The sequence below is a fragment of the Colwellia sp. 6_MG-2023 genome (genome assembly GCF_030547765.1).
Classification (GTDB): Bacteria; Pseudomonadota; Gammaproteobacteria; order Enterobacterales; family Alteromonadaceae; genus Colwellia.
This window is the reverse complement of the sequence record NZ_JAUOPP010000040.1, coordinates 1-21,807: the sequence shown is the minus strand read 5'-3', so window position 1 is coordinate 21,807 and position 21,807 is coordinate 1. Positions and strand designations below refer to the sequence as shown.

The window sequence follows — 21,807 nt, the reverse complement described above, 5'->3', positions numbered from 1 at the left end:
GGGATATAGCCAAGCGGTAAGGCAGCGGGTTTTGATCCCGTCATTCAGAGGTTCAAATCCTCTTATCCCTGCCATTTTTATTTAAAAGTGTTAAAGAGTAGATTGTCAAAACGATTTTGCTCCGCATCGATGTCAGCGGTTAAAACCCTCTTATCCTTGCCATTTTTATTAAGAGTTTAAGCCTCTAAAAAAGCTTACATGTGACGCGGGTTTGGCGGAATTGGTAGACGCGCTGCTTATCTTTAGAGAAAGTAGGTTCCAGTATCGCATGATGTGAGAGTTCAAGTCTCTTTAAACCTTGGATATAATGCGGGTTTGGCGGAATTGGTAGACGCGCTGGATTTAGGTTCCAGTATCGCAAGATGTGAGAGTTCAAGTCTCTTGACCCGTACCATTTCAAATATTTTCAAAAGAAAAACTCTACAAAACTCTACAAAACTCTACAAAACTCTACAAAACTCTACAAAACTCTACAAAACTCTACAAAACTCTACAACAAACTAGAACATGGCCTCATCAACAATAGTTTTGGTTAAATTTCTGTATCAATATCTGAACACTTTACCTTACTTACCTCCCAGAGAATCAGCTTACCTTATCTAGTGCCTATAATTATGAAGTGATAGAGTTCGAACAGTTAAATATTCTTTCATAAATACAAGGAAATAGGTAAATGGCTTTTTTTGATCTAGCTGATTTTGATAACCATGAACAAGTTGTTTTTTGCAGTGATGATAATTCAGGGCTTAAGGCCATAATTGCTATTCACAATACTAATCTTGGCCCTGCAATCGGTGGCTGTAGAATGTGGGATTATGCTAATGATGAAGAAGCACTCGTGGATGTTTTACGCTTATCTAAAGGTATGACGTACAAAAATGCCATGGCAGGCTTAAAGATGGGTGGTGGTAAATCCGTTATTATTGGGGATGCTAAGTCATTAAAGTCAGAAGCACTTTTTAAAGCTTTTGGTGAAGCATTAAATAGATTAAACGGCCGTTACTTAAGTGCCGAAGATGTCAATATAACGACAAAAGATATTGCTATGACCAATACAGTGACACCTTTTGTAACAGGGACCGAAGGAAAAAGTGGTAATCCTTCTCCTTTTACCGCCTTAGGCACGTTTTTAGGTATTAAAGCTTGTGTTAAACATAAGTTTAACCGTGACGATTTAAATGGGCTTAAAGTTGCTGTACAGGGCTTAGGAAGTGTTGGATATGGTTTATGTGAGCATTTACATCAAGCAGGTGCAAAACTTATTGTCACTGATATCAATCAAGATGCATTAAATAAAGCCGCCAGTGAGCTTGATGCCACGGTAGTGAGTTTAACTGAAATATATGACCAAGATGTTGATGTTTATGCGCCATGTGCACTGGGTGCTAGCATTAATGATGACACCATTAAACGTATAAAAGCCAAAATAATCGCCGGTTGTGCTAACAACCAACTTGCTGAACCACGCCATGATCAAGCATTAGTTGATCACGGTATTTTATATGCACCTGATTATGTTATAAATGCCGGCGGCATAATCAATGTTTCCTTTGAAGAAAACTATAGTATTGAAAGAGCCACTAAAAAGGTAGAGGAAATTTATTCCACCTTACTTGATGTTTTTAATAAAGCCGACAAGCAAAATAAACCTACAGGTTTAATTGCAGACGAAATGGCACGCGAAATCATTAAAAATGGTGGTAAATAACACGTTTAAACACAACTTTTCAGTAGTTACTAAGACAGAACAATTAAAACAGTAACTACTGAGTAAGTGTTTTTATTTTATCTACTATGGCTAATACACCATTCCCCCGAGAGGGACTTAAATGCTGTAGCAAACCTAGACTTTCAAAGAATTCTTCAATATCAAAAGTTTTTATTTCTAATGCTGATTTATCGTTAAAAGCGGAAAGTACAATAACTAATAAACCTCGAATTATTTTAGCGTCACTATCGGCTTGAAAACTGAATAAACCTTGTGAATTTTTATTAGCAATAAGCCAAGCTAAGCTTTCACAACCACTAATTAAACTTTGCTCATTTCTCAAGCTTTTATCCATACGTTGTAGTGTTTTTCCTAGCAACATAATTTCACGATGGCGAGAATCCCAGCTTTTTATTGTTGAAAATTTATTTTTTATTTCAGTACTTTGAGTATGCTGAATCAAAGGTTTTTTCTGATATTCTTCAACTAAAACGTTTTGTTTTTCTTGATAGATCACTTTAATTAATGTCTTAATAAAGTAATCTATTTCATCAAAAGTATTATACGCGGCCAGCGATACCCGTAAACAACCTGAAACATGTAAATATTCCATTAATGGCATTGCACAGTGATGTCCACTACGAATAGCAACACCATAACTGTCAAGACTTGTGGCTATGTCATGGTTATGCTGTCCTTCAACCGTAAAAGCGATAACAGGAATATCAGGAGCATTTTCAACAATGAACTTAACGCTGGGCACTTGTTTTAATGCTTGATAGCAATACTGAGCTAATTGCTGTTCATATTTAGTGATGTCATCATGATTGAATTGATTAATAAAATGAATAGCTTCTGCAAAAGCCACAACACCGGCGATATTTGGCGTCCCCGCTTCAAACTTAAATGGCAGTGAATTAAAAGTAGTTGGTTTATCTAAACTCACGCTTTTGATCATTTCACCGCCTGACTGATAGGGTGGCATCATCTCTAGCAAAGCTTCTTTACCATAAAGTACTCCCACACCTGTAGGACCATACATTTTATGCGCAGAAAAAACATAAAAATCACAATTTAATTCTTGTACATCAATGGGAAAATGAGCAATGGCTTGTGCTCCATCTATAACCGTAATAGCACCAACAGTTTTTGCTTTTGTTATCATATCCGCTATTGGGTTTATTTTACCAATAACGTTAGAAACATGTGCACAACAAACAATTTTCGTTTGTTTCGTTAACAATTTATCAAATTTATTAAGATCTACCCTACCTGCAGCATCAAGCGATAAAACCTTTATTGATGCGCCTGTTTGTTCAGCAATTATTTGCCAAGGTACAATATTCGCGTGATGTTCACTCACGGCTAAAATTATTTCATCACCTAAACCAAGTACTTTTCTGCCTAAACTCGATGCTAGTAAGTTAATACTTTCAGTTGTACCTTTTGTCCAAATAACTTCTTTATTACTTTTGGCATTAATAAAGGTCTTAACCGTTTCTCTCGCTTGTTCAAACGCCAGAGTTGCCTTCGCACTCAACTTATGTGAGGCACGATGTACATTAGCATTTATATTTTGATAAAAAGCAGGAAGACACTCAATCACTGTATTAGGTTTTTGCGTTGTTGCGCCATTATCAAAATAAATAATTGATGGGTGTGATTCACCTTCCGAGTTTATGTGTTTATTCGTATAAATAAGAGGAAAGTGTTGGCGAAACTGCTCGGGCTCAAAATTTTTCATTGCTAGGTTTCTGCCTCTAAAAGCAATCAGATAATAATTTTGTCATGATTATACCTTATCTTATCGACGACAAAAGTTAATTTTCACAGGCTATTTATGCATTAGTAATATATAATGCCGGCATATTGATAGGGCTGTACGGAGAAATGTATGACGATATATTCGTGGTTTTTAAGGATGAAGAAAAAACCAATAAAAAAAAATCTAAACGATGTCTTGTTCAATACGGCTTCATCCGCTAGCAATATACAAAATTATACTATGTGGCCTACTGCAACAATAAAAAAAAATATGGAGGTGGTTCCCTCTAAACACAGTGATACTCTCGACAGTACTACAGTTGAAAATAATATAACAAAATTATCTATAAAGCCGATAGTAACTCCGCTTAAGTAATAGCCTAAAAACTAAGTAAATAGTCGGTCTATCTTAAAATCCACCTTTTTTCTCAACATTATCACTCCAAATTTTTGCCTTTTCCATCCAATAATGAGCTTGTTCAATAAACTTATTATTTGTTGCTGATTGGTTAAAATAAGCTAATGCAATATTATAATGAAAGCTAGGCATTCTATATTCCATTAATTTTTCTTGTAAGAGTTTTCGATAAATTTCAGGGAAGTTTAGTGCAAAGTATTGTAATTTAGTTCGCTGAGAAACGCTCTTAAATGCGCTAAAGTTATTATAGCTCGCTAATGAGTTATCGCATGTTTTAGCATGAAATACGCCGATTTGATGAGAGAATTCTTTTGGGGTTCCAAGCTGCCAAAGCTCCTCGCCAGTTACTCCTACAACCTCTTGTAAAATAGGTGTGTTATCATTAATGTATTCCCCCCATGCTAACTGCTTTAATACCTTAACGCGAACCGCCTTTCGATCCCCTAGATAACGATTCTTTAAGACGGAAATATTTTGTGAAAATATCTCTTGTTGTGGTTGCTGACATATACTATGTTTAGGTGTCAAAGCGTATTCGTCAACAAACCCCAATAAATGACTTATTTCATGCGCAAATACGTCGACACTATCTTGTGCATCAAAATATAGCATGCCCAAATGAACATTAGCTCCACCTTTTGGTAGCATTAACCCCACATAACGCGTATTAACAGTTTTAGCAGTTAACTCCCATTGTATTTCGTTACAAGTAATAGCCCTTTTAGAATTATTATTACAATCAAGTTCATTTATTGGTATATAACGAATTGGTGTAAAACAAACAGCATGACTTAAGCTTTGCTCTTTAAAAGTGGTAATGATTTTTTCAAGCCGTTTTAAGTGTTTTAAATTAGTCGCAAACAATTGAATACTATTATCGCAACTGGGAGATAATATTTTTACATGGCTAGTTGGCGAAACGCTAAATAATACTTGATATCGATAAATATCAGCCAGTAATAGCTGTCCCGCTTCAGTTTTTTGTAACAGCGCCATATACTGCTCAATTAACTTATTAACAATAGCTACATTCCCTAAGTTAATCGCGATATTAATTTTCAAAACAATCGCACTTACCTTCAAGTTGGTTAGCTCCTCAATAGGTACTAACGTAATGATTTGCGTTGCCATCGCTAATTTATCGCGTTGAAAATAGTATTGCGCTAATGCTATTGAGGCCTTGGAATATTGAAGTCTAATGGCATTTTCATACCAAAATATCATTTTTTTAGGCTCAGGATCTGGTTTGGTTTGATAATAAACGGCAAGCTGATAAGCCGCCTCACCTTGGGTTTTAGCTACCTCTTTTCCATAATAAAGCCATTGTTCACTATGCAATATTGCATTTTTCCACATAAAATTTAGTGCTGAAAAATTATTATGTGCAATAGCAAAATTTAATTGAGACTCAGTATGTTCATTTTTAATAATAATTTTGGTCAAATAATCATTTAAAAAAAATGAGCTAGTCGATAAGCCACTTAGCAGCATTATCAACAAGCCCATCATAATTTTTTTGATTATCATTTATCAATTCAATTTATTAGATTGTCTACATTCAGAGCATTTTACAATTCATCTTCTTCTACTGCTGTTGTATTTGCAGAGCGCATCAAGTCTAATTCAAGCTTGGCATAACGGTGCTCAACAAACTCATAAACATTAGTGCTTAACGATAGTTTAAAAAAGTTAGCGGCAGCACCATCAAAGCCCATAATTTGATTATATTTCCCCAAGTAAAAGTAAGCTTCACATAACCTATCAGTTAACGCTTTATTTGATTGAATATTCCTTGTTAATTCACTCACGAACTGCGCTTGACTAATGTCACCTAAATATAAGTGAATGACTTGTTTAGCCCATGTTCTATCATCAACTAAGCTTGATCTTTCTCTTAACATTGATTTTGCTGATACAGGATCTACATTATGCTCAGCTAAATATAACCACAACAACCGGTAAGGGTCATCATTTTGTTGATAATGAAAATCAGTAAAGTCTTGCGCAGCTAAACTAGGTCTACCACCATAATAAAGCGCAATACCACGGTTTAAATGTGCATATTCATGTTCAGGTGCCAGCTCTAACACAGAATCAAACTGTTCATAGGCTTGAGAAAACTCTCTTAACTGAGTGAAGTGTATGCCCAAAAAGTTATAAGCGTCGATCAAGTTAGGCTTTAGTTGTAAAGCCTGAGAAAAATCTAATCGTGCTAAAGAGCGCAAACCTACACTATCGAATAATACACCGCGATCATAATGAATTTGTGCTTTTTGTTCATCTGTAATTTTTACACGGTTAAGCACCTCAGATAAACGAGCAATAGCAATTTCACTTTTAAAATTGATGGCCAAAGGCTCTGCAATTACCAATTGATTTATCGAAGAGGAGTTCAGGGAATTATTAGCGTTACCTAATGATGAACACCCTTGGGTAAGTAATACCATGCAACTAACAATAGCCAATATTAATAGTTTGGACTTGAATTCAGTAAAGGATAAATTCACTAATTTGCCTTAGAAATAGAAATTAAATTATCGCGTGATTATGATTGTACTTGATTTAGAAACAAAAAAGGAGCCAAAAGGCTCCTTTTTAATAGACTAAATTGTAAGTGAAATAGTCTAAGTTAATAAATAGAATTACTCAGCAGCAGGAGTTTCTTCTGCTGGTTTTTCCATTGCTTCTTTAATACTTAAACGTACGCGACCTTGACGATCAACTTCTAGTACTTTAACTTTCACTTCTTGACCTTCAGATAATACATCACTTACGTTACTAACACGCTCTTCTGAGATTTGTGAAATATGTACTAAACCATCTTTACCTGGTAAAACATTAACAAACGCACCAAAATCAACGATTCGTACAACTTTACCCGTATACAGTGTACCTACTTCGATTTCAGCAGTTAACGCTTTAATGCGGTTAATAGCATCATCTGCTTGCTCACCAGAAGTAGCAGCAATTTTCACAGTACCATCATCATCAATTTCGATTGTAGTGCCTGTTTCTTCTGTAAGTTGACGAATAGTTGCGCCACCTTTACCGATAATGTCACGAATTTTATCTTGGCTTACTTTAATTGTATGAATACGTGGTGCAAATTCAGAAATTTCATTTCTGTGTCCAGCAATTGCTTCATCCATTACTGCTAAAATATGAGTACGTGCCGCTTTTGCTTGATTTAATGCAATTTGCATAATTTCTTGCGTGATACCTTCAATTTTGATATCCATTTGTAAAGCAGTAATACCGCCTGTAGTACCAGCAACTTTAAAGTCCATATCACCTAAGTGATCTTCATCACCTAAAATATCAGAAAGAACAACAAATTTTTCGCCTTCTTTAACTAGACCCATTGCAATACCGGCAACAGAAGCTTTAATTGGTACACCAGCATCCATAAGCGCAAGTGAAGTACCACAAACAGAAGCCATTGAAGATGAACCGTTAGACTCTGTAATTTCAGAAACAACACGTACAGCGTACGGGAATTCTTCAATAGTAGGCATTACCGCTAACATGCCACGTTTTGCTAAACGACCATGGCCAATTTCACGACGCTTAGGTGAACCAACAAAACCAGTTTCACCAACACAGTATGGAGGGAAGTTATAATGAAGCATAAATGCATCAGTCTTTTCACCTAAAATACTATCAATACGTTGTGCATCACGTTGAGTACCTAAGGTAGCAGTAACTAAAGCTTGAGTTTCACCACGAGTAAATACAGCAGAGCCATGAGTACGTGGTAATACGCCAGTCATTACATCTAAAGCACGAATAGATTCAGGATCACGACCATCAATACGAGGGTTGCCATCAGTAATGCGACCACGTACTACAGTTTTTTCTAAATCATGGAATAAATCTTTAGCTTCTTGTACATCAAGCTCTTCATCAGCAGCGAGTAATTGTTCAACGACATCATTGCGTATTTCAGCTATTTTTTCATAACGAACTGCTTTTTCTGTTATTTGGTATGCTTCATTAAGTTGCGCTTCACTTAACTCAGCAATTTTTGCAACTAACTCAGCATTTTTAACAGGAGCTACCCATTCCCATGAAGGAGTGTTTACTTCTGTTTTAAATTCTTTAATAGCAGAAATTGCTACTTGCATTTGCTCATGGCCATAAACAACAGCACCAAGCATTACTTCTTCTGATAATACGTCAGCTTCAGATTCAACCATTAATACCGCTGAGTCTGTACCTGAAACAACTAAGTCTAATTGACTTGTAGGTAATTCAGACTGTAATGGGTTAAGAATGTATTGACCATCAGTATAACCAACACGTGCCGCACCAACAGGACCACTAAATGGAACGCCTGCAATAGCTAAGGCTGCAGAAGTACCAATTAATGAAATAATATCAGGAGCTATTTCTGGGTTAACTGAAACAACAGTAATTATGACTTGTACTTCGTTAGTAAAACCTTCAGGAAATAATGGACGAATAGGACGGTCAATTAAACGTGCTATTAATGTTTCTTCTTCTGAAGGGCGACCTTCACGTTTGAAGAAACTACCAGGGATTTTACCTGCAGCATAAGTACGTTCTTGATAATTTACTGTTAAAGGGAAAAAATCTTGGCCTGCTTTAGCTTCTTTTTTTGCAACAACAGATACAAGAACACACGTATCATCCATGCTAGCCATAACAGCAGCTGATGCTTGACGAGCGATGTTACCTGTTTCTAATGTTACTGTATGTTTACCGAATTGAAATTTTTTAGTTACTGGATTGAACATTTACTATGTTTCCTTAATTTTTTTGTACGTTTTACTTTAGCAATAAAGCAGCATAACGCATTGATTATCTTAATCAATCTGTACAATTATTTATTCACTTAGGCGCTAAATTGCGGTCAAGTTGAACAAAAAATTATACAGTTTGATTGATTATTTTCTTGATAGTTACTATTCAAATTTATCATAAAACTTAAACAGCGAACAAATCAAGCAGGCATATTATACTGACCTGAGCACTATTTGCTAGTAAGAATAGTGGGTTAATCTTGTTTGATTTTTAAAAAGGTATTTTCTTGATGAAAAACAATGAAGCTAATAGAAAGGTTTACATCCTAATAGCGTACTTAAAGAGAATGAGCTAAGTAAGTGCGATATAGAAGTTAAGCTGTTGATATATAAAATATTTATTAGAATTTAAAATACAAAAAAGGAGCTAAAAAGCTCCTTTTTAAATAATCAGTATAAAACTAACTATTAACGACGTAGACCTAATTTACCAATTAAAGCAGTATAACGTTCAACGTTTTTGCCTTTTAAGTAATCAAGTAATTTACGACGTTGTGCAACCATACGTAATAAACCACGACGTGAATGATGATCATGGATGTGCTCTTTGAAGTGACCTTGTAAGTGGTTGATTTGTGTAGTTAACAAAGCAACTTGTACTTCTGGTGAACCTGTATCACCTTCTTGTTGAGCATATTCAGCAACAATAGCTGCTTTTTGTGTAGCATTTAAAGACATAATAAATCCTTAGTGTGGAACTCATTATTACCTATAAGAAAAGCCTATAGATAAAGAGTTAAAATACTACCTAAGCCAAACACTAATTCAGCCGAGGTAACAAAAGAGCGCGTATTCTAGCAGCCAATCAATAAATTGCAAGCAGTAAAGTGTGCTAATTAATGGTTACCCTAAAGAATTAGCGGTATTCATTATAATTAGCACCTTTTGGGCTAGCATAAATGTTTTTAAATAACGACTATACGCTTTGGTGCTAACAAGCCATCATCATCGATGAAACCTACTCCAATAAACTCTGCATCAGCATCATTCTCATCATCACCAATATAAACTTGTACCGTACCATCACTTGGTGCATTAAAAGCTTGAACAGGATTACCATGTCGTAAGAAATTAGCTGACATATCATCAACATAAACACAATGCATACCATCTACAGCACTGTTCATAGGTAGCAATAGTGGATCGAGCACTTGTGAAGGTGTTATTTCATCAGCGATGGCTTTTTCAAGTAATGCTTCAAGTTCAGGTAAAGTAACCATTTTTTCTATAGGATAATTACCGACAGCAGAACGTCTAAGGTGTGCAACATGTGCTCCACAGCCTAATAACTCACCTAAATCATCAACAATCGTTCTAATATAAGTCCCTTTTGATACATGAATATTCAATTCAACTTCATCATGCTCAAAACGTAATAACTCAAGATTAAAAACAGTAATATCACGAGCTTCTCTTGGCACTTCAATACCTTCACGTGCATATTTATACAAAGGCTGACCTTGATACTTAAGTGCAGAATACATAGAAGGTACCTGTTTCGTTGTACCACGAAAAGTATCTAGCGCTTCCTTAAGCTGCTCAGCAGAAACATTTACTGCTTTTTCACTCACAACTTCACCACCAGCGTCACTGGTAGTAGTACGAATACCTAACTTAGCTGTTACTTGGTAAGTTTTATCTGTATCTAATAAAAACTGAGAAAACTTAGTCCCTTCACCCAAACATATTGGTAACATACCTGTTGCAAGTGGATCTAATGCTCCGGTGTGCCCTGCTTTTTGAGCGAAGTAAATTCGTTTAACCGCCTGTAAGGCATGATTAGACGACATTTCATAAGGTTTATCTAATAGTAAAACGCCATTAATAGGGCGTCCTTTTCTACGCTTTGCCATGCTTTAGTCACTCTTTTCACTATCATCTATGTTGTCATCAACCTGGCTATCATTAGCAACAGTGCCATGACTATCGCTAGCAACCGCTTGATCAACCAAGGCACTCATACGAACACCTTCGCTCATTGAGCTATCATAGACAAAACGTAAATGTGGCATAATACGTGCGCGCAAACGTTTACCTAATAATGAACGAATATAACCTTCAGCTTCAGCCAACACTTCAAGTGATGTTTTAATATCTTCGGCATTATCATTAAAAAAAGTAACAAATACTTTTGCGTACGCTAAATCGCGTGTGACTTCAACCGCAGATACTGTAGTCATACTCAAACGCGGATCTTTAATTTCGCGCATTAATATTACTGCAATTTCTTTTTGGATTTGCTGACCAACACGGTCAGTACGGGCATATTCTCTAGCCATAACATTTCTCTTTTAACTAAAACAAAAAAGGGACATCAGCCCCTTTTTATTATTGTTGTGAAGCATTTAACTATGAGCTCAAAACGAGTAGTTTCAAATATATAGCAGAAACACTACACTAATATGACTTAATCAGTGTTTCCGTTACTGTCATTGACCCTACAAGGAAAGAGATATAATTATAATGATCTCTTAACTTCTACAGTTTCAAATACTTCAATCTGATCGCCTACGCGTACATCGTTGTAGTTCTTAACACCGATACCACATTCAGTACCATTACGAACTTCTTGAACATCGTCTTTAAAGCGACGTAATGATTCAAGTTCACCTTCGTAAATCACTACGTTTTCACGTAATACACGAATTGGCGCACTACGTTTAATTGTACCTTCAGTAACCATACAACCGGCAATAGCACCAATTTTAGGAGACTTAAATACATCACGTACCTGAGCAAGACCAATGATTTCTTGTTTGAATTCAGGAGCAAGCATACCACTCATGGCTTGCTTAACTTCATCAATCAATGAATAGATAACACTGTAATAACGTAAATCAATATTTTCTGTTTCAATAACTTTACGAGCTGAAGCATCAGCACGAACATTAAAACCAACAACAATCGCATTTGACGCCGCTGCTAATGTTGCATCTGTTTCAGTAATAGCACCAACACCTGAACCAATAATTTTAACTTTTACTTCGTCAGTTGATAACTTAGTTAATGATTCACTGATTGCTTCAAGTGAACCTTGAACGTCAGACTTAATAACAACATTAACTTCAGAAATTTCACCTTCAGCCATGCTGGCAAACATATTTTCAAGTTTCGCTTTCTGTTGACGTGCTAACTTCACATCGCGGAATTTACCTTGACGATATAAAGCAACTTCTCTCGCTTTTTTCTCATCTTTAACAACAGTAGCTTCATCACCAGATTGTGGTACACCACTTAAACCAAGTATTTCTACGGGTATTGATGGACCTGCTGATTGAATACTGCGGCCATTTTCATCACGCATAGCACGAACTCGGCCATATTCTAATCCACAAAGAACGATATCACCTTGGTTTAATGTACCTTCTTGAATAAGTATTGTCGCTACTGGGCCGCGACCTTTATCAAGTTTAGATTCAACTACAACACCATTTGCCATTTTATCAACAACAGCTGTAAGTTCTAATACTTCAGATTGCAATAATATCGCATCAAGAAGTTCGTCAATACCTAAGCCTGTTTTCGCTGAAACATGACAGAATTGAACATCACCGCCCCACTCTTCAGAAAGTACATCATGTTGTGATAATTCACTTTTAACACGATCTGGATCAGCACCTTCTTTATCCATTTTGTTAACGGCAATAATAATTGGCGCTTCAGAAGCTTTCGCATGTTGAATTGCTTCAATCGTTTGCGGCATAACACCATCATCCGCAGCAACAACAATAATAACGATATCAGTTGCTTTAGCACCACGAGAACGCATTGCAGTAAAGGCAGCATGACCCGGAGTATCTAAGAACGTAATCATACCATGACCAGTTTCTACATGATAAGCACCGATATGTTGCGTAATACCACCAGCTTCACCTGCTGCTACTTTCGCTTCACGAATGTGATCAAGTAATGATGTTTTACCATGGTCAACATGCCCCATGATAGTTACTACTGGCGCACGTGTAATCTCTTCACCTGTATGCGCACGATCGGCTAATACAGCTTCTTCTAACGCATTCTCTTTAACAAGAACAACATCAAAACCCATTTCTTCGGCAACTAATGCTGCTGTTTCTTGGTCAATTACTTGGTTTATTGTTGCCATCGCACCCATTTTAAACATGGCTTTAACAACTTCAGCACCTTTTTTCGCCATTTTGTTAGCTAATTCAGCAACTGAAATAGTTTCACCAATACGTATATCTTGTACTTTAGTTTCAACTGGTTTAGTAAAACCATGCTTCAAACTTTGAGGTGCAGATAATGTTGCTTTACGACCTTTACCTGTACGAGCACCACGAGCATTTCTATCTGGAGCCGCTTTTTTCTTCTTACGACGACGACCAGCGCCTTCATCAGCAGCATCAACTTTATCTTCAGCTTCTTGAGCGTAAACAGAAGAAGTTACATGAACAACCTCTTTTTCTTTGGCTTTACGTTCTTCTTCCTGTGCTTTCCAGCGAGCTTCATTTTCTTCTGCTAACTTTCTAGCCGCTTCCGCAGCTTCTTTTGCTTCAGCTTCAATTTTAGCCGCAGCTTCTTTTTCTTGAATCAATCGAAGCTGTTTAGCTTCTTCTGTTTCTTCAACTTTAGCAACCGGTGGTTTCTCAGGGTTTTTAGCCTTTTCAGCTGCTGCTTGTTTAGCTTTTTCTGCCGCTTCAGCTTTCGCTGCAGCCTTACGCTCAGCCTCAGCTTCTGCTTTTGCTAACGCTACTGCACGAGCATTTTCAGCTTCTTTTGCCGCTAATTCAGCTTTTGCTTTAGCTTCAGCTTCCGCTTTTGCTGCAATTTCAGCTTCTTCTTTTGCCGCCGCTTCCGCTAACTCTTGTTCTTCAATTTCGCTACGTTTAACATAGGTACGTTTTTTACGCACTTCTACATTAACTGATTTAGCTTTACTGCCGTGTCCCATAGTCAAGGTAGACTTAGTTTTACGATTTAGCGTTAATTTATTCGGTTTTGCTTCAGACTCATCACCATGTTGCTTTTTTAAGTAACCTAATAATGATTCTTTTTCATCTTGCGAAATCACATCATTTTCCGATTTCGATACGCCAGAATCAGCCAACTGGCTTACTAGACGCTCCACCGGTGTACCAATTTCTTTGGCAAGTTCTGCTACAGTTATATCTGCCATTTACACTATTCTCCCGGTGTTATTTATTCTTCGTTAAACCAACAAATATTACGTGCAGCCATTATTAGCTCACCCGCTTTGGTTTCAGTTAATTCTTCTATATCGCTAATTTCATCAATACCTTGTTCAGCTAAGTCTTCGAGTGTACAAATACCTCTACTTGCTAATACAAAAGCTAAATGACGTTCTAAACCTTCTAGAGCAAGTAAGTCAGCGGCTGGCTCTGCACCTTCTAACGTTTCTTCACTTGCTAAGGCTTGTGTTGTTAGTGCTTCTTTAGCACGCTCACGAAGCTCTTCAATAATCTCTTCAGTTAACCCATCTATCTCTAACATTTCTGCTACAGGCACATAAGCTATTTCTTCTAATGAAGTAAAACCTTCATCAGATAGTAATGTGGCAAAGTCTTCATCTAAATCAAGTTTCTCAATAAACAAATTGAGTACTTTATCGTTTTCTGCCTGATGCTTCTCTTTCATGTCAGCAACAGTCATTACGTTAAGCTCCCAACCAGTTAATTGGCTTGCTAAACGAATATTTTGACCACTACGACCAATAGCCATCGCTAAGTTGCTTTCTTCAACAGCAATATCCATTGTGCCTTTGTCTTCATCAACAATAATTGAAGCGACTTCAGCTGGTGACATAGCGTTAATAACATATTGAGCAACGTTGTCATCGTACAAGACGATATCCACACGCTCGCCACCTAACTCACTTGAGACAGCCTGAACACGTGAACCACGCATACCAACACAAGCACCAACAGGGTCAATACGTTTATCGTTACTTTTCACAGCAATTTTAGCACGTGAACCAGGATCTCGAGCAGCACCCTTAATTTCAAGCATTTCTTCGCCAATCTCTGGTACTTCAACACGGAAAAGTTCAATTAACATTTCCGGTTTGGTACGACTAACGAATAACTGTGCGCCGCGTGCTTCTGGTTTTATTTCATATAATAAACCACGTACTCTGTCACCTGGACGGAAGCTTTCACGTGGTAACATGTCGTCACGATAAATAATCGCTTCAGCATTATTTCCTAAATCTAAAATGACACTTTCACGACTAGATTTTTTAACAACACCTGTAACGAGCTCACCAACTTGTTCTTGGTAAGCTTCTACAATCAATGCGCGTTCTGCTTCACGGATTTTTTGCACAATAACTTGTTTAGCTGTTTGCGTAGTAACGCGATCAAATTTTACTGATTCAATTTGATCTTCAACATAATCACCAACTTTTAACTCAGGATCTTCATACTGAGCAGCTGCTAAACTAATTTCTGCATAAGGATTTTCCATCGCTTCATCGCTATCTTCAACGATTAACCAACGGCGGAATGTATCAAATTCACCTGAAATACGGTCAATAGCAACACGTACAACAATATCACCCTCATATTTTTTTTTGGTTGCTGTTTCTAAAGCGGTTTCCATCGCCTCAAAAATACTTTCTCTAGGTAATGCTTTTTCATTTGATACCGCATCAACAACCAGTAATATCTCTTTACTCATGCTCTTTTAGCCCTAATTTTTTAAGTAACTATTTATAAAAACAGCTACTTTATTAAACTTAAAATTCTTTATTTAATTTAGTTCTTATAAACGTGCGACAAGATTAGCTTTATCAACATTTTTAAAAACAAGCTCATAATCACTACCATCAACATCAAGTATCAAGGTGTCATCTTCTATCGCAACTAAAGTACCTTTAAACTTTCGGCGGCCATTTAATGGCATAGATAATTTAATGTTTACTGTTTCACCAATCACTGATTTAAAATGCGCCATGTCAAATAATGGTTTATCAATGCCTGGTGAAGAAACTTCTAAATTGTATTCACTACTTATTGGATCTTCGACATCTAAAATAGCGCCAACCTGACGACTTACTTCTGCGCAATCATCAACATCGATGCCATTTTCATGATCAATAAACAAACGTAAAACTGAATTATTACCTGCACTGATAAATTCAACACCCAGTAATTCTTTACCTGTTTCTTCCACGGCGGGACGAAGCATGTCAGTTAGTTTTTGTTCAAATTTAGCCAATATTTTTCTCCTGTTTTTTATTTAAGTACTACTTAAATAAAATTTAAGGTACAAAAAAAGGGCATATAGCCCAGCATGTTTTTGCTGTGTATTTTTGTTTTTAATACTAACGTTACCAATATAACTTAAGCACTAAAAACAAAAAAACCCCATAAAAGGGGCCTATATCACTGACCCCCATGTTCATATTTTAACAAGCGAGTGTAAAAAAGAACATCAGTAACAAGAATAGAAATTATTTTCTTTCATAACAGTAAATAATTCTTCAGTGACATCTTGATACCTGTTAATTTTGCTTTAACAATAAAATTAACAGGTCAGATTATATAAGGGCGAGAGCATAAGCGCAAGCCTGATTAACAATTATAGTTAAAAATGCAGGTAAATTTACAGAAAAAATTAACATACGTATAACAATAAGTTAGTATAAATAAAATAATAGCGCTACAAAGCCATTTATCGTAATTTAATATTAACTAAGCAGGTTTTTATTTGCTGCTATTTTCTGGAGTAATTTAACTTAATATGTATACCTTTGCACAATTATTATTAAGAAATATTGGCTTAGCGCTGATTTTCATTATATCTATCAGCGCTGTTTCTATCATCATGCTCTCTTCTCTACTTGAAAGTAAAACCGATCAACATGCTCAAATGATTACGGCGTTTACTCAACAATTTGAGTTTACTAATAATGAACAACAAGCAGCCCAAAACCTTTCAACACAACTAACAAAAATATCAAATTACAATAGTTTAATTATTTCCAATTTAGCAGGTGACAAATTATCTGATTTTAGTAGTAACAATACAGGTTTCATGATTCCATTTGTTGCTCCTAAGATAAAACAAATAACATTAAGCCCATTACCGATCACACTTCATTATCAGCTTAACTTTCAAAGTGAATCAACATTAGTATTAGTGTTTATCATCATAGCTACCACTTTATCATTAGTATTAGTGGTTTTTGCTGTTGCAATGAGCACCAAACGCCATAAAGTAATGTTTGATATTATTAGTCAACAAATAAAAAATGATTTCGCTTTAATCAACAACAACTCTGTCGATGATGTGAAGAATATTGATTCAGACAGTAAAATGTTAGAAATACCTGAGTTAAAACAAGGTATCGCTGACATTAAATCTTTAATGGCTCAGCAATTAGAAAGCGTTTCTCATCTCGAACAAGCAGCCTATGTTGACCATTTAACAAAACTTGATAACCGCAGTCGTTTTGTTCAGTTTTATGAAAATCAAATAAGGCAAGATAGCCCTGTTAAATTTGGCGTTTTATCTATAACACGTTGCTCTGAATTACAAACAATTAACCAAATTCATGGGTATAAGGAAGGCGATAGTTATATCGCCCAGGTTGCTAATCTTCTTAAAAGAGCACTTTCACCTTATCCTGATGGAAAATTGTTTCGATTAAACAGCTCTGATTTTGCCTGCATATTACCTAATATAAAATTAAAAGAAGCTGAAAGCTTCACAACAGAGCTCACCGCTTTATTTAATGCTTATCAACTTTCTTCTGAGCTAGAGTCAGTTGCCTATACCGGCTTAGTTTCATTTGATAAATCTAAACCTTTAGGTGAGTTACTTGCCTTAGTAGATACTAGTGTTAGCATTGCGCAAACCCAAGCTCCAAATTCTTGGTATTCACAAACTGACACCGATCTATTGCAAAAAAATAGTGTCAACTATGGTAATCAAAATTGGCGACAAGAAATAGATAGTGTTATAGAGAACCGACGTATAACTCTTCTAGTACAGCCAATTCAACCAAGTGGTCGTAATAGTAGGGTATACGGGGAAATTTTAGCTCGCTTTCTGAATTCAAATGACGATATGTTGCCAACGTCGTCTTTTCTCGCTATGGCTGAGAAACTCGATAAGATGACAGCAATTGATAAACTTATTATCGAGACGACTATCAATGAAATTAACCAGAAAAATATGTATGAACATAGTTTTGGTATAAATCTAAGCGCACGTAGTATCTGCGATGAGCATTTTATCGTTTGGCTAGAACGTAGGTTATTGCGTGAAAGCAAAGTAGCACGACAATTAGTTTTTGAAATAACTGAATACGGTTTACAACAAAATATTAAAACAAGCAAACGCTTAATTGATATGCTACATCGCGTTGGCGCAAAAGTAACTGTTGAACGTTTTGGTGTTGGTTTAACATCGTTTAAGTTCTTTAGAGATTTAACACCTGACTATATCAAAATGGACAGTTCTTATACTCGTGATATTGATGATGATAAAAACAACCAATATTTCTTACGTTTAATGGTTGATTTAGCACATAGGCTAAGTATTAATGTCTTAGCAGAAAGTGTTGAAAGCCAAGAAGAAAAACATACCTTAGAAAAATTGTTAATTGATGGCTGTCAGGGTTTTTACATAGGAAAGCCTAAACCTTTATAATAACAGTACAATTTTATTTTTTAAGTAGCATTAATTCTACCTATACTATTGATGCTACTTAACTATCTGGTGTCGTTTATTAGAGAGTATTTCATCAGAAAAATAAAAATATAAAACAATATTGTAAATATCTATATCCCCATTGAGACTAGTGTTGTCATATACCTTAAAACAAAGGATAATGTAAATTATATGATAAAACTAACATCCTGATCTAAAAAGCAAATGACTGATTATATTCTGCTACTTATTGGCACGGTACTAGTGAATAACTTTGTATTAGTGCAATTCCTTGGTTTATGCCCTTTTATGGGCGTATCTTCTCGTACAGAGACAGCTATAGGTATGTCATTCGCTACTACTTTTGTTATGACGTTAGCGTCTCTGCTAAGTTATTTAGTTACCACCTATATTTTAGCGCCACTAAACCTTGAATACCTAACAACAATGAGTTTTATTTTGGTTATTGCTGTTGTTGTGCAATTTACTGAAATGGTGGTACATAAAACAAGTACGAGTCTCTATCGACTATTAGGTATTTTTTTACCACTCATTACCACAAACTGTGCCGTGCTAGGTGTTGCTTTATTAAACCTAAGGTTAGAGCATAATTTCTTTGAGTCTATCATATATGGCTTCGGTGCTGCTGCTGGTTTTTCTTTAGTATTAGTCATGTTTTCAGCAATGAGAGAAAAATTAGTCAATGCTGATGTGCCTACTCCTTTTAAAGGCGCGGCAATAGCAATGATTACTGCCGGTTTAATGTCTTTAGCTTTCATGGGCTTCTCTGGCCTAATTAAGATGTAAGGTAATGACATATTAATGAATATTTTAATCGCTATACTGGTTTTAGGACTTATCGCCGCAATTTTTGGGGCTATTTTAGGTTACGCGTCTGTGCGCTTTCATGTTGAAGGTGACCCTATTGTTGAACAACTTGATGCGCTATTGCCACAAACACAATGTGGACAATGTGGTTATCCTGGCTGTAAACCTTATGCTGAAGCTGTTGCCAATGGCGAAGCTATAAATAAATGCGCCCCAGGTGGTGAAGATACCATAAAGAAAATTGCCGATTTACTTGGTGTTGATGTTGAACCGTTAGATGAAAACCATGAAGCCGATAAGGGCCCTACAGTTGCCTTTATTATTGAAGAAGATTGTATTGGTTGTACAAAATGCATTCAAGCCTGCCCTGTGGATGCTATTTTAGGAGCCGCGAAGCAAATGCACACTGTACTTATTGACGAATGCACTGGCTGTGATTTATGCGTCGCTCCTTGTCCTGTTGATTGTATTGAAATGCGCCCTATTCCTGAAACTATACAAAACTGGCAATGGGACTTAAATAAAATTGCTGTAAAACAAATAGATTAGAAAATATTATGAACACTATAATCGAACGCATCAATCAGCACCATTTTTGGCACTTTCACGGTGGCATTCATCCTCCTGAGCAAAAAGTACTAACCTCAAACAAGCCGATTAAACAGCTACCGTTACCGAAACAATTAATATTGCCGTTACAGCAACATATCGGTGGCCCAGGGGATTTATTAGTTAACGTTGGTGATAAAGTATTAAAGGGCCAGCCGCTAACAAAAAGCACTAACCCGATGACTGTACCAATACATGCTCCAACCAGTGGTATTATTAGTGATATAAAAAAATCAGTTATAGCGCACCCCTCAGCTCTAAGCGAACTTTGTATATTTATTGATGTTGATTTCGAAGATACTTGGCAACCACGCAATATTTGTCAGGATTTCACCAAACTAAGTCCACAACAAATAATTAGCAAGATTGCAGACGCTGGTATAGCGGGCATGGGCGGAGCTGGTTTTCCTACCCATATAAAAATTAACACCAAACCTGATATAAATTTTTTGATCATCAATGCTGCAGAATGTGAGCCTTATATCACCGCTGATGATTTATTAATGTGTGAACAAAGTGAAGCCATTGTTGAGGGCATAAAGATTTTGGATCACTTACTTAAACCAACGCTTATATTAATTGGTATTGAAGATAATAAACCTAAAGCAATAAAAGCATTAGAGTATGCAACAAAAAATATTGATAACATTAGAGTTTGTGTACTCCCTACAAAATATCCTACGGGCGGCGAAAAACAGCTGATAAAAATATTAACGGGAAAAGAGATTAAAAGCGGTGCCTTACCAATTCATTCAGGAATTATTGTGCAAAATGTTGCTACATGTTTTGCCATTAGTGATGCTGTAATTAATGATATTCCACTAATTAGGCGTGTTGTTACTGTCACAGGTCAAGCACTTAGTAATCCCCAAAATGTTTGGGCACTACTTGGCACACCTGTTCGACATTTACTCGAGCAAACAGGATTTACGTCTGAAAGTTCAAGTTCAACTCCTCCAGTTATCATGGGTGGTCCATTAATGGGTTTCACCATATTAAATGAACTAGTACCTATTGTTAAAACGAGCAACTGCATTTTAGCGCCAAGTAAAAAAGAAATGCCGAGCGCCTTTGATAACAATTCAAATGAAGTGGAATGCATTCGCTGTGGTCAATGTGCAGAGGTATGTCCGAGTCAGTTATTACCTCAAGAAATGCAATGGAGTGCGAAAGCGAAAGATCACCCACAGCTACTCAAATTAAATTTATTTGATTGCATTGATTGTGGAGCCTGTGCTTATGTTTGTCCTAGCCAAATTCCATTAGTACAATATTATCGTGTTGCTAAGGCTGAAATTCGTCAGCAACAACAACTTGATATAAAAGCAGAAAAAGCCAAAGTCCGGTTTGAAGCCCGAAAGCTCCGCTTAGAAAAAGAAAAAGCTGAACGAGAAGAGAAGCATAAAAAAGCGGCTGCTGCTCGTAAAGCTACTATGAATAAGAAAACCGCCGATGGTGGGACAGCAAGCTCAGCTGTTGCCGCAGCACTTGCTCGCGTAAAAGCTAAAAAACAAGCAATCGAAAGTAATAATGATGCACCTGGTACCGATACTGAAGAGCAAAATGATAAGTCACAAGTGCAAGCAGCAATTGCCAGAGCAAAAGCCAAAAAGCTGATGCAAAAAAAGAGTGAGCAAGAGAATACTTTAACTAGCTCAGATAACAGTCAGGTAGAACAAGTAACAAGCCAAGCTGATGATAAAAAAGCTCGTATTGCAGCTGCCGTTGCAAAAGCTAAAGCGAAAAAAAATAACGAACAAGAGAGTCCTTTACCTAACTCAGATAACAGTCAGGTAGAACAAGTAACAAGCCAAGCTGATGATAAAAAAGCTCGGATTGCGGCTGCCGTTGCAAAAGCTAAAGCGAAAAAAAATAACGAACAAGAGAGTCCTTTACCTAACTCAGATAACAGTCAGGTAGAACAAGTAACAAGCCAAGCTGATGATAAAAAAGCTCGGATTGCGGCTGCCGTTGCAAAAGCTAAAGCGAAAAAAAATAACGAACAAGAGAGTCCTTTACCT

Annotated in this window: 15 protein-coding genes and 1 tRNA gene; 6 read left to right on the top strand and 10 right to left on the bottom strand. The window is 36.5% G+C overall.

The features are described 5' to 3' along the window. Positions 1 to 309 precede the first annotated feature (309 nt). Together Q4503_RS18145 and Q4503_RS18140 are read left to right on the top strand one after the other, a co-directional pair. Positions 310 to 394: transfer RNA gene (locus tag Q4503_RS18145), tRNA-Leu, on the top strand. Positions 395 to 673: 279 nt separating this feature from the next. Beyond that, entirely contained in the window at positions 674 to 1,708 is a 1,035-nt protein-coding gene (locus tag Q4503_RS18140; protein ID WP_215972557.1) for a Glu/Leu/Phe/Val dehydrogenase, read from the top strand. A gap of 55 nt (positions 1,709 to 1,763) precedes the next feature. On the opposite strand, the gene Q4503_RS18135 is transcribed toward Q4503_RS18140, so the two are convergent. The 10 genes from Q4503_RS18135 to rimP all read right to left on the bottom strand — a co-directional run bounded on the left by Q4503_RS18135 (position 1,764) and on the right by rimP (position 15,910). Next, a complete protein-coding gene (locus Q4503_RS18135) occupies positions 1,764 to 3,452 on the bottom strand; it encodes a SufS family cysteine desulfurase (RefSeq protein ID WP_303603117.1) in 1,689 nt (562 codons plus the stop codon). A gap of 429 nt (positions 3,453 to 3,881) precedes the next feature. After that, complete coding sequence (locus Q4503_RS18130; RefSeq protein WP_215972559.1) at positions 3,882 to 5,417, bottom strand: hypothetical protein; 1,536 nt, start codon at positions 5,415 to 5,417, stop codon at positions 3,882 to 3,884. A 41-nt stretch (positions 5,418 to 5,458) separates the two neighbouring features. Then, entirely contained in the window at positions 5,459 to 6,397 is a 939-nt protein-coding gene (gene nlpI, locus Q4503_RS18125; RefSeq protein ID WP_303495860.1) for a lipoprotein NlpI, read from the bottom strand. 135 nt (positions 6,398 to 6,532) lie between these two features. Then, positions 6,533 to 8,647, bottom strand: coding sequence for a polyribonucleotide nucleotidyltransferase (gene pnp / locus Q4503_RS18120; protein WP_215972560.1), 2,115 nt, complete (start codon positions 8,645 to 8,647; stop codon positions 6,533 to 6,535). A 474-nt stretch (positions 8,648 to 9,121) separates the two neighbouring features. Beyond that, positions 9,122 to 9,391, bottom strand: a complete 270-nt coding sequence (rpsO, locus tag Q4503_RS18115; RefSeq protein WP_215972561.1) for a 30S ribosomal protein S15 — start codon at positions 9,389 to 9,391, stop codon at positions 9,122 to 9,124. A 227-nt stretch (positions 9,392 to 9,618) separates the two neighbouring features. Continuing rightward, positions 9,619 to 10,566 carry a tRNA pseudouridine(55) synthase TruB gene (truB, locus tag Q4503_RS18110; protein ID WP_215972562.1) on the bottom strand — a complete coding sequence of 316 codons (948 nt, stop codon included), beginning with the start codon at positions 10,564 to 10,566 and terminating at the stop codon, positions 9,619 to 9,621. A gap of 3 nt (positions 10,567 to 10,569) precedes the next feature. Then, positions 10,570 to 10,992, bottom strand: coding sequence for a 30S ribosome-binding factor RbfA (gene rbfA / locus Q4503_RS18105; RefSeq protein ID WP_215972563.1), 423 nt, complete (start codon positions 10,990 to 10,992; stop codon positions 10,570 to 10,572). A 179-nt stretch (positions 10,993 to 11,171) separates the two neighbouring features. Continuing rightward, complete coding sequence (gene infB, locus Q4503_RS18100; RefSeq protein WP_303603116.1) at positions 11,172 to 13,850, bottom strand: translation initiation factor IF-2; 2,679 nt, start codon at positions 13,848 to 13,850, stop codon at positions 11,172 to 11,174. Between the two features lie 23 nt (positions 13,851 to 13,873). Continuing rightward, complete coding sequence (gene nusA, locus Q4503_RS18095; RefSeq protein WP_215972565.1) at positions 13,874 to 15,370, bottom strand: transcription termination factor NusA; 1,497 nt, start codon at positions 15,368 to 15,370, stop codon at positions 13,874 to 13,876. A gap of 84 nt (positions 15,371 to 15,454) precedes the next feature. Next, complete coding sequence (gene rimP, locus Q4503_RS18090; RefSeq protein ID WP_215972566.1) at positions 15,455 to 15,910, bottom strand: ribosome maturation factor RimP; 456 nt, start codon at positions 15,908 to 15,910, stop codon at positions 15,455 to 15,457. Positions 15,911 to 16,435: 525 nt separating this feature from the next. On the opposite strand from rimP, the gene Q4503_RS18085 reads away from it, so the two are divergent. The 4 genes from Q4503_RS18085 to rsxC form a co-directional block, all read left to right on the top strand. Continuing rightward, positions 16,436 to 18,349: an EAL domain-containing protein gene (locus Q4503_RS18085; RefSeq protein WP_215972567.1), complete on the top strand. Its 1,914-nt coding sequence runs from the start codon at positions 16,436 to 16,438 to the stop codon at positions 18,347 to 18,349. A 225-nt stretch (positions 18,350 to 18,574) separates the two neighbouring features. Continuing rightward, the gene (rsxA, locus tag Q4503_RS18080) at positions 18,575 to 19,156 is read left to right on the top strand and encodes an electron transport complex subunit RsxA (RefSeq protein ID WP_215972568.1); all 582 of its coding nucleotides are present in this window, start codon (positions 18,575 to 18,577) and stop codon (positions 19,154 to 19,156) included. 15 nt (positions 19,157 to 19,171) lie between these two features. Next, positions 19,172 to 19,726, top strand: a complete 555-nt coding sequence (gene rsxB, locus Q4503_RS18075; protein ID WP_215972569.1) for an electron transport complex subunit RsxB — start codon at positions 19,172 to 19,174, stop codon at positions 19,724 to 19,726. Between the two features lie 8 nt (positions 19,727 to 19,734). After that, the coding region (gene rsxC / locus Q4503_RS18070; protein ID WP_303603115.1) for an electron transport complex subunit RsxC at positions 19,735 to 21,807 on the top strand (2,073 nt) is incomplete at its 3' end.

Coding starts and splice junctions, on each gene's coding strand:
- Q4503_RS18140 (WP_215972557.1), top strand. CDS start 674: ATGGCTTTTTTTGATCTAGCTGATTTTGATAACCATGAACAAGTTGTT.
- Q4503_RS18135 (WP_303603117.1), bottom strand. CDS start 3,452: ATGAAAAATTTTGAGCCCGAGCAGTTTCGCCAACACTTTCCTCTTATT.
- Q4503_RS18130 (WP_215972559.1), bottom strand. CDS start 5,417: ATGATAATCAAAAAAATTATGATGGGCTTGTTGATAATGCTGCTAAGT.
- pnp (WP_215972560.1), bottom strand. CDS start 8,647: ATGTTCAATCCAGTAACTAAAAAATTTCAATTCGGTAAACATACAGTA.
- rpsO (WP_215972561.1), bottom strand. CDS start 9,391: ATGTCTTTAAATGCTACACAAAAAGCAGCTATTGTTGCTGAATATGCT.
- truB (WP_215972562.1), bottom strand. CDS start 10,566: ATGGCAAAGCGTAGAAAAGGACGCCCTATTAATGGCGTTTTACTATTA.
- rbfA (WP_215972563.1), bottom strand. CDS start 10,992: ATGGCTAGAGAATATGCCCGTACTGACCGTGTTGGTCAGCAAATCCAA.
- infB (WP_303603116.1), bottom strand. CDS start 13,850: ATGGCAGATATAACTGTAGCAGAACTTGCCAAAGAAATTGGTACACCG.
- nusA (WP_215972565.1), bottom strand. CDS start 15,370: ATGAGTAAAGAGATATTACTGGTTGTTGATGCGGTATCAAATGAAAAA.
- Q4503_RS18085 (WP_215972567.1), top strand. CDS start 16,436: ATGTATACCTTTGCACAATTATTATTAAGAAATATTGGCTTAGCGCTG.
- rsxA (WP_215972568.1), top strand. CDS start 18,575: ATGACTGATTATATTCTGCTACTTATTGGCACGGTACTAGTGAATAAC.
- rsxB (WP_215972569.1), top strand. CDS start 19,172: ATGAATATTTTAATCGCTATACTGGTTTTAGGACTTATCGCCGCAATT.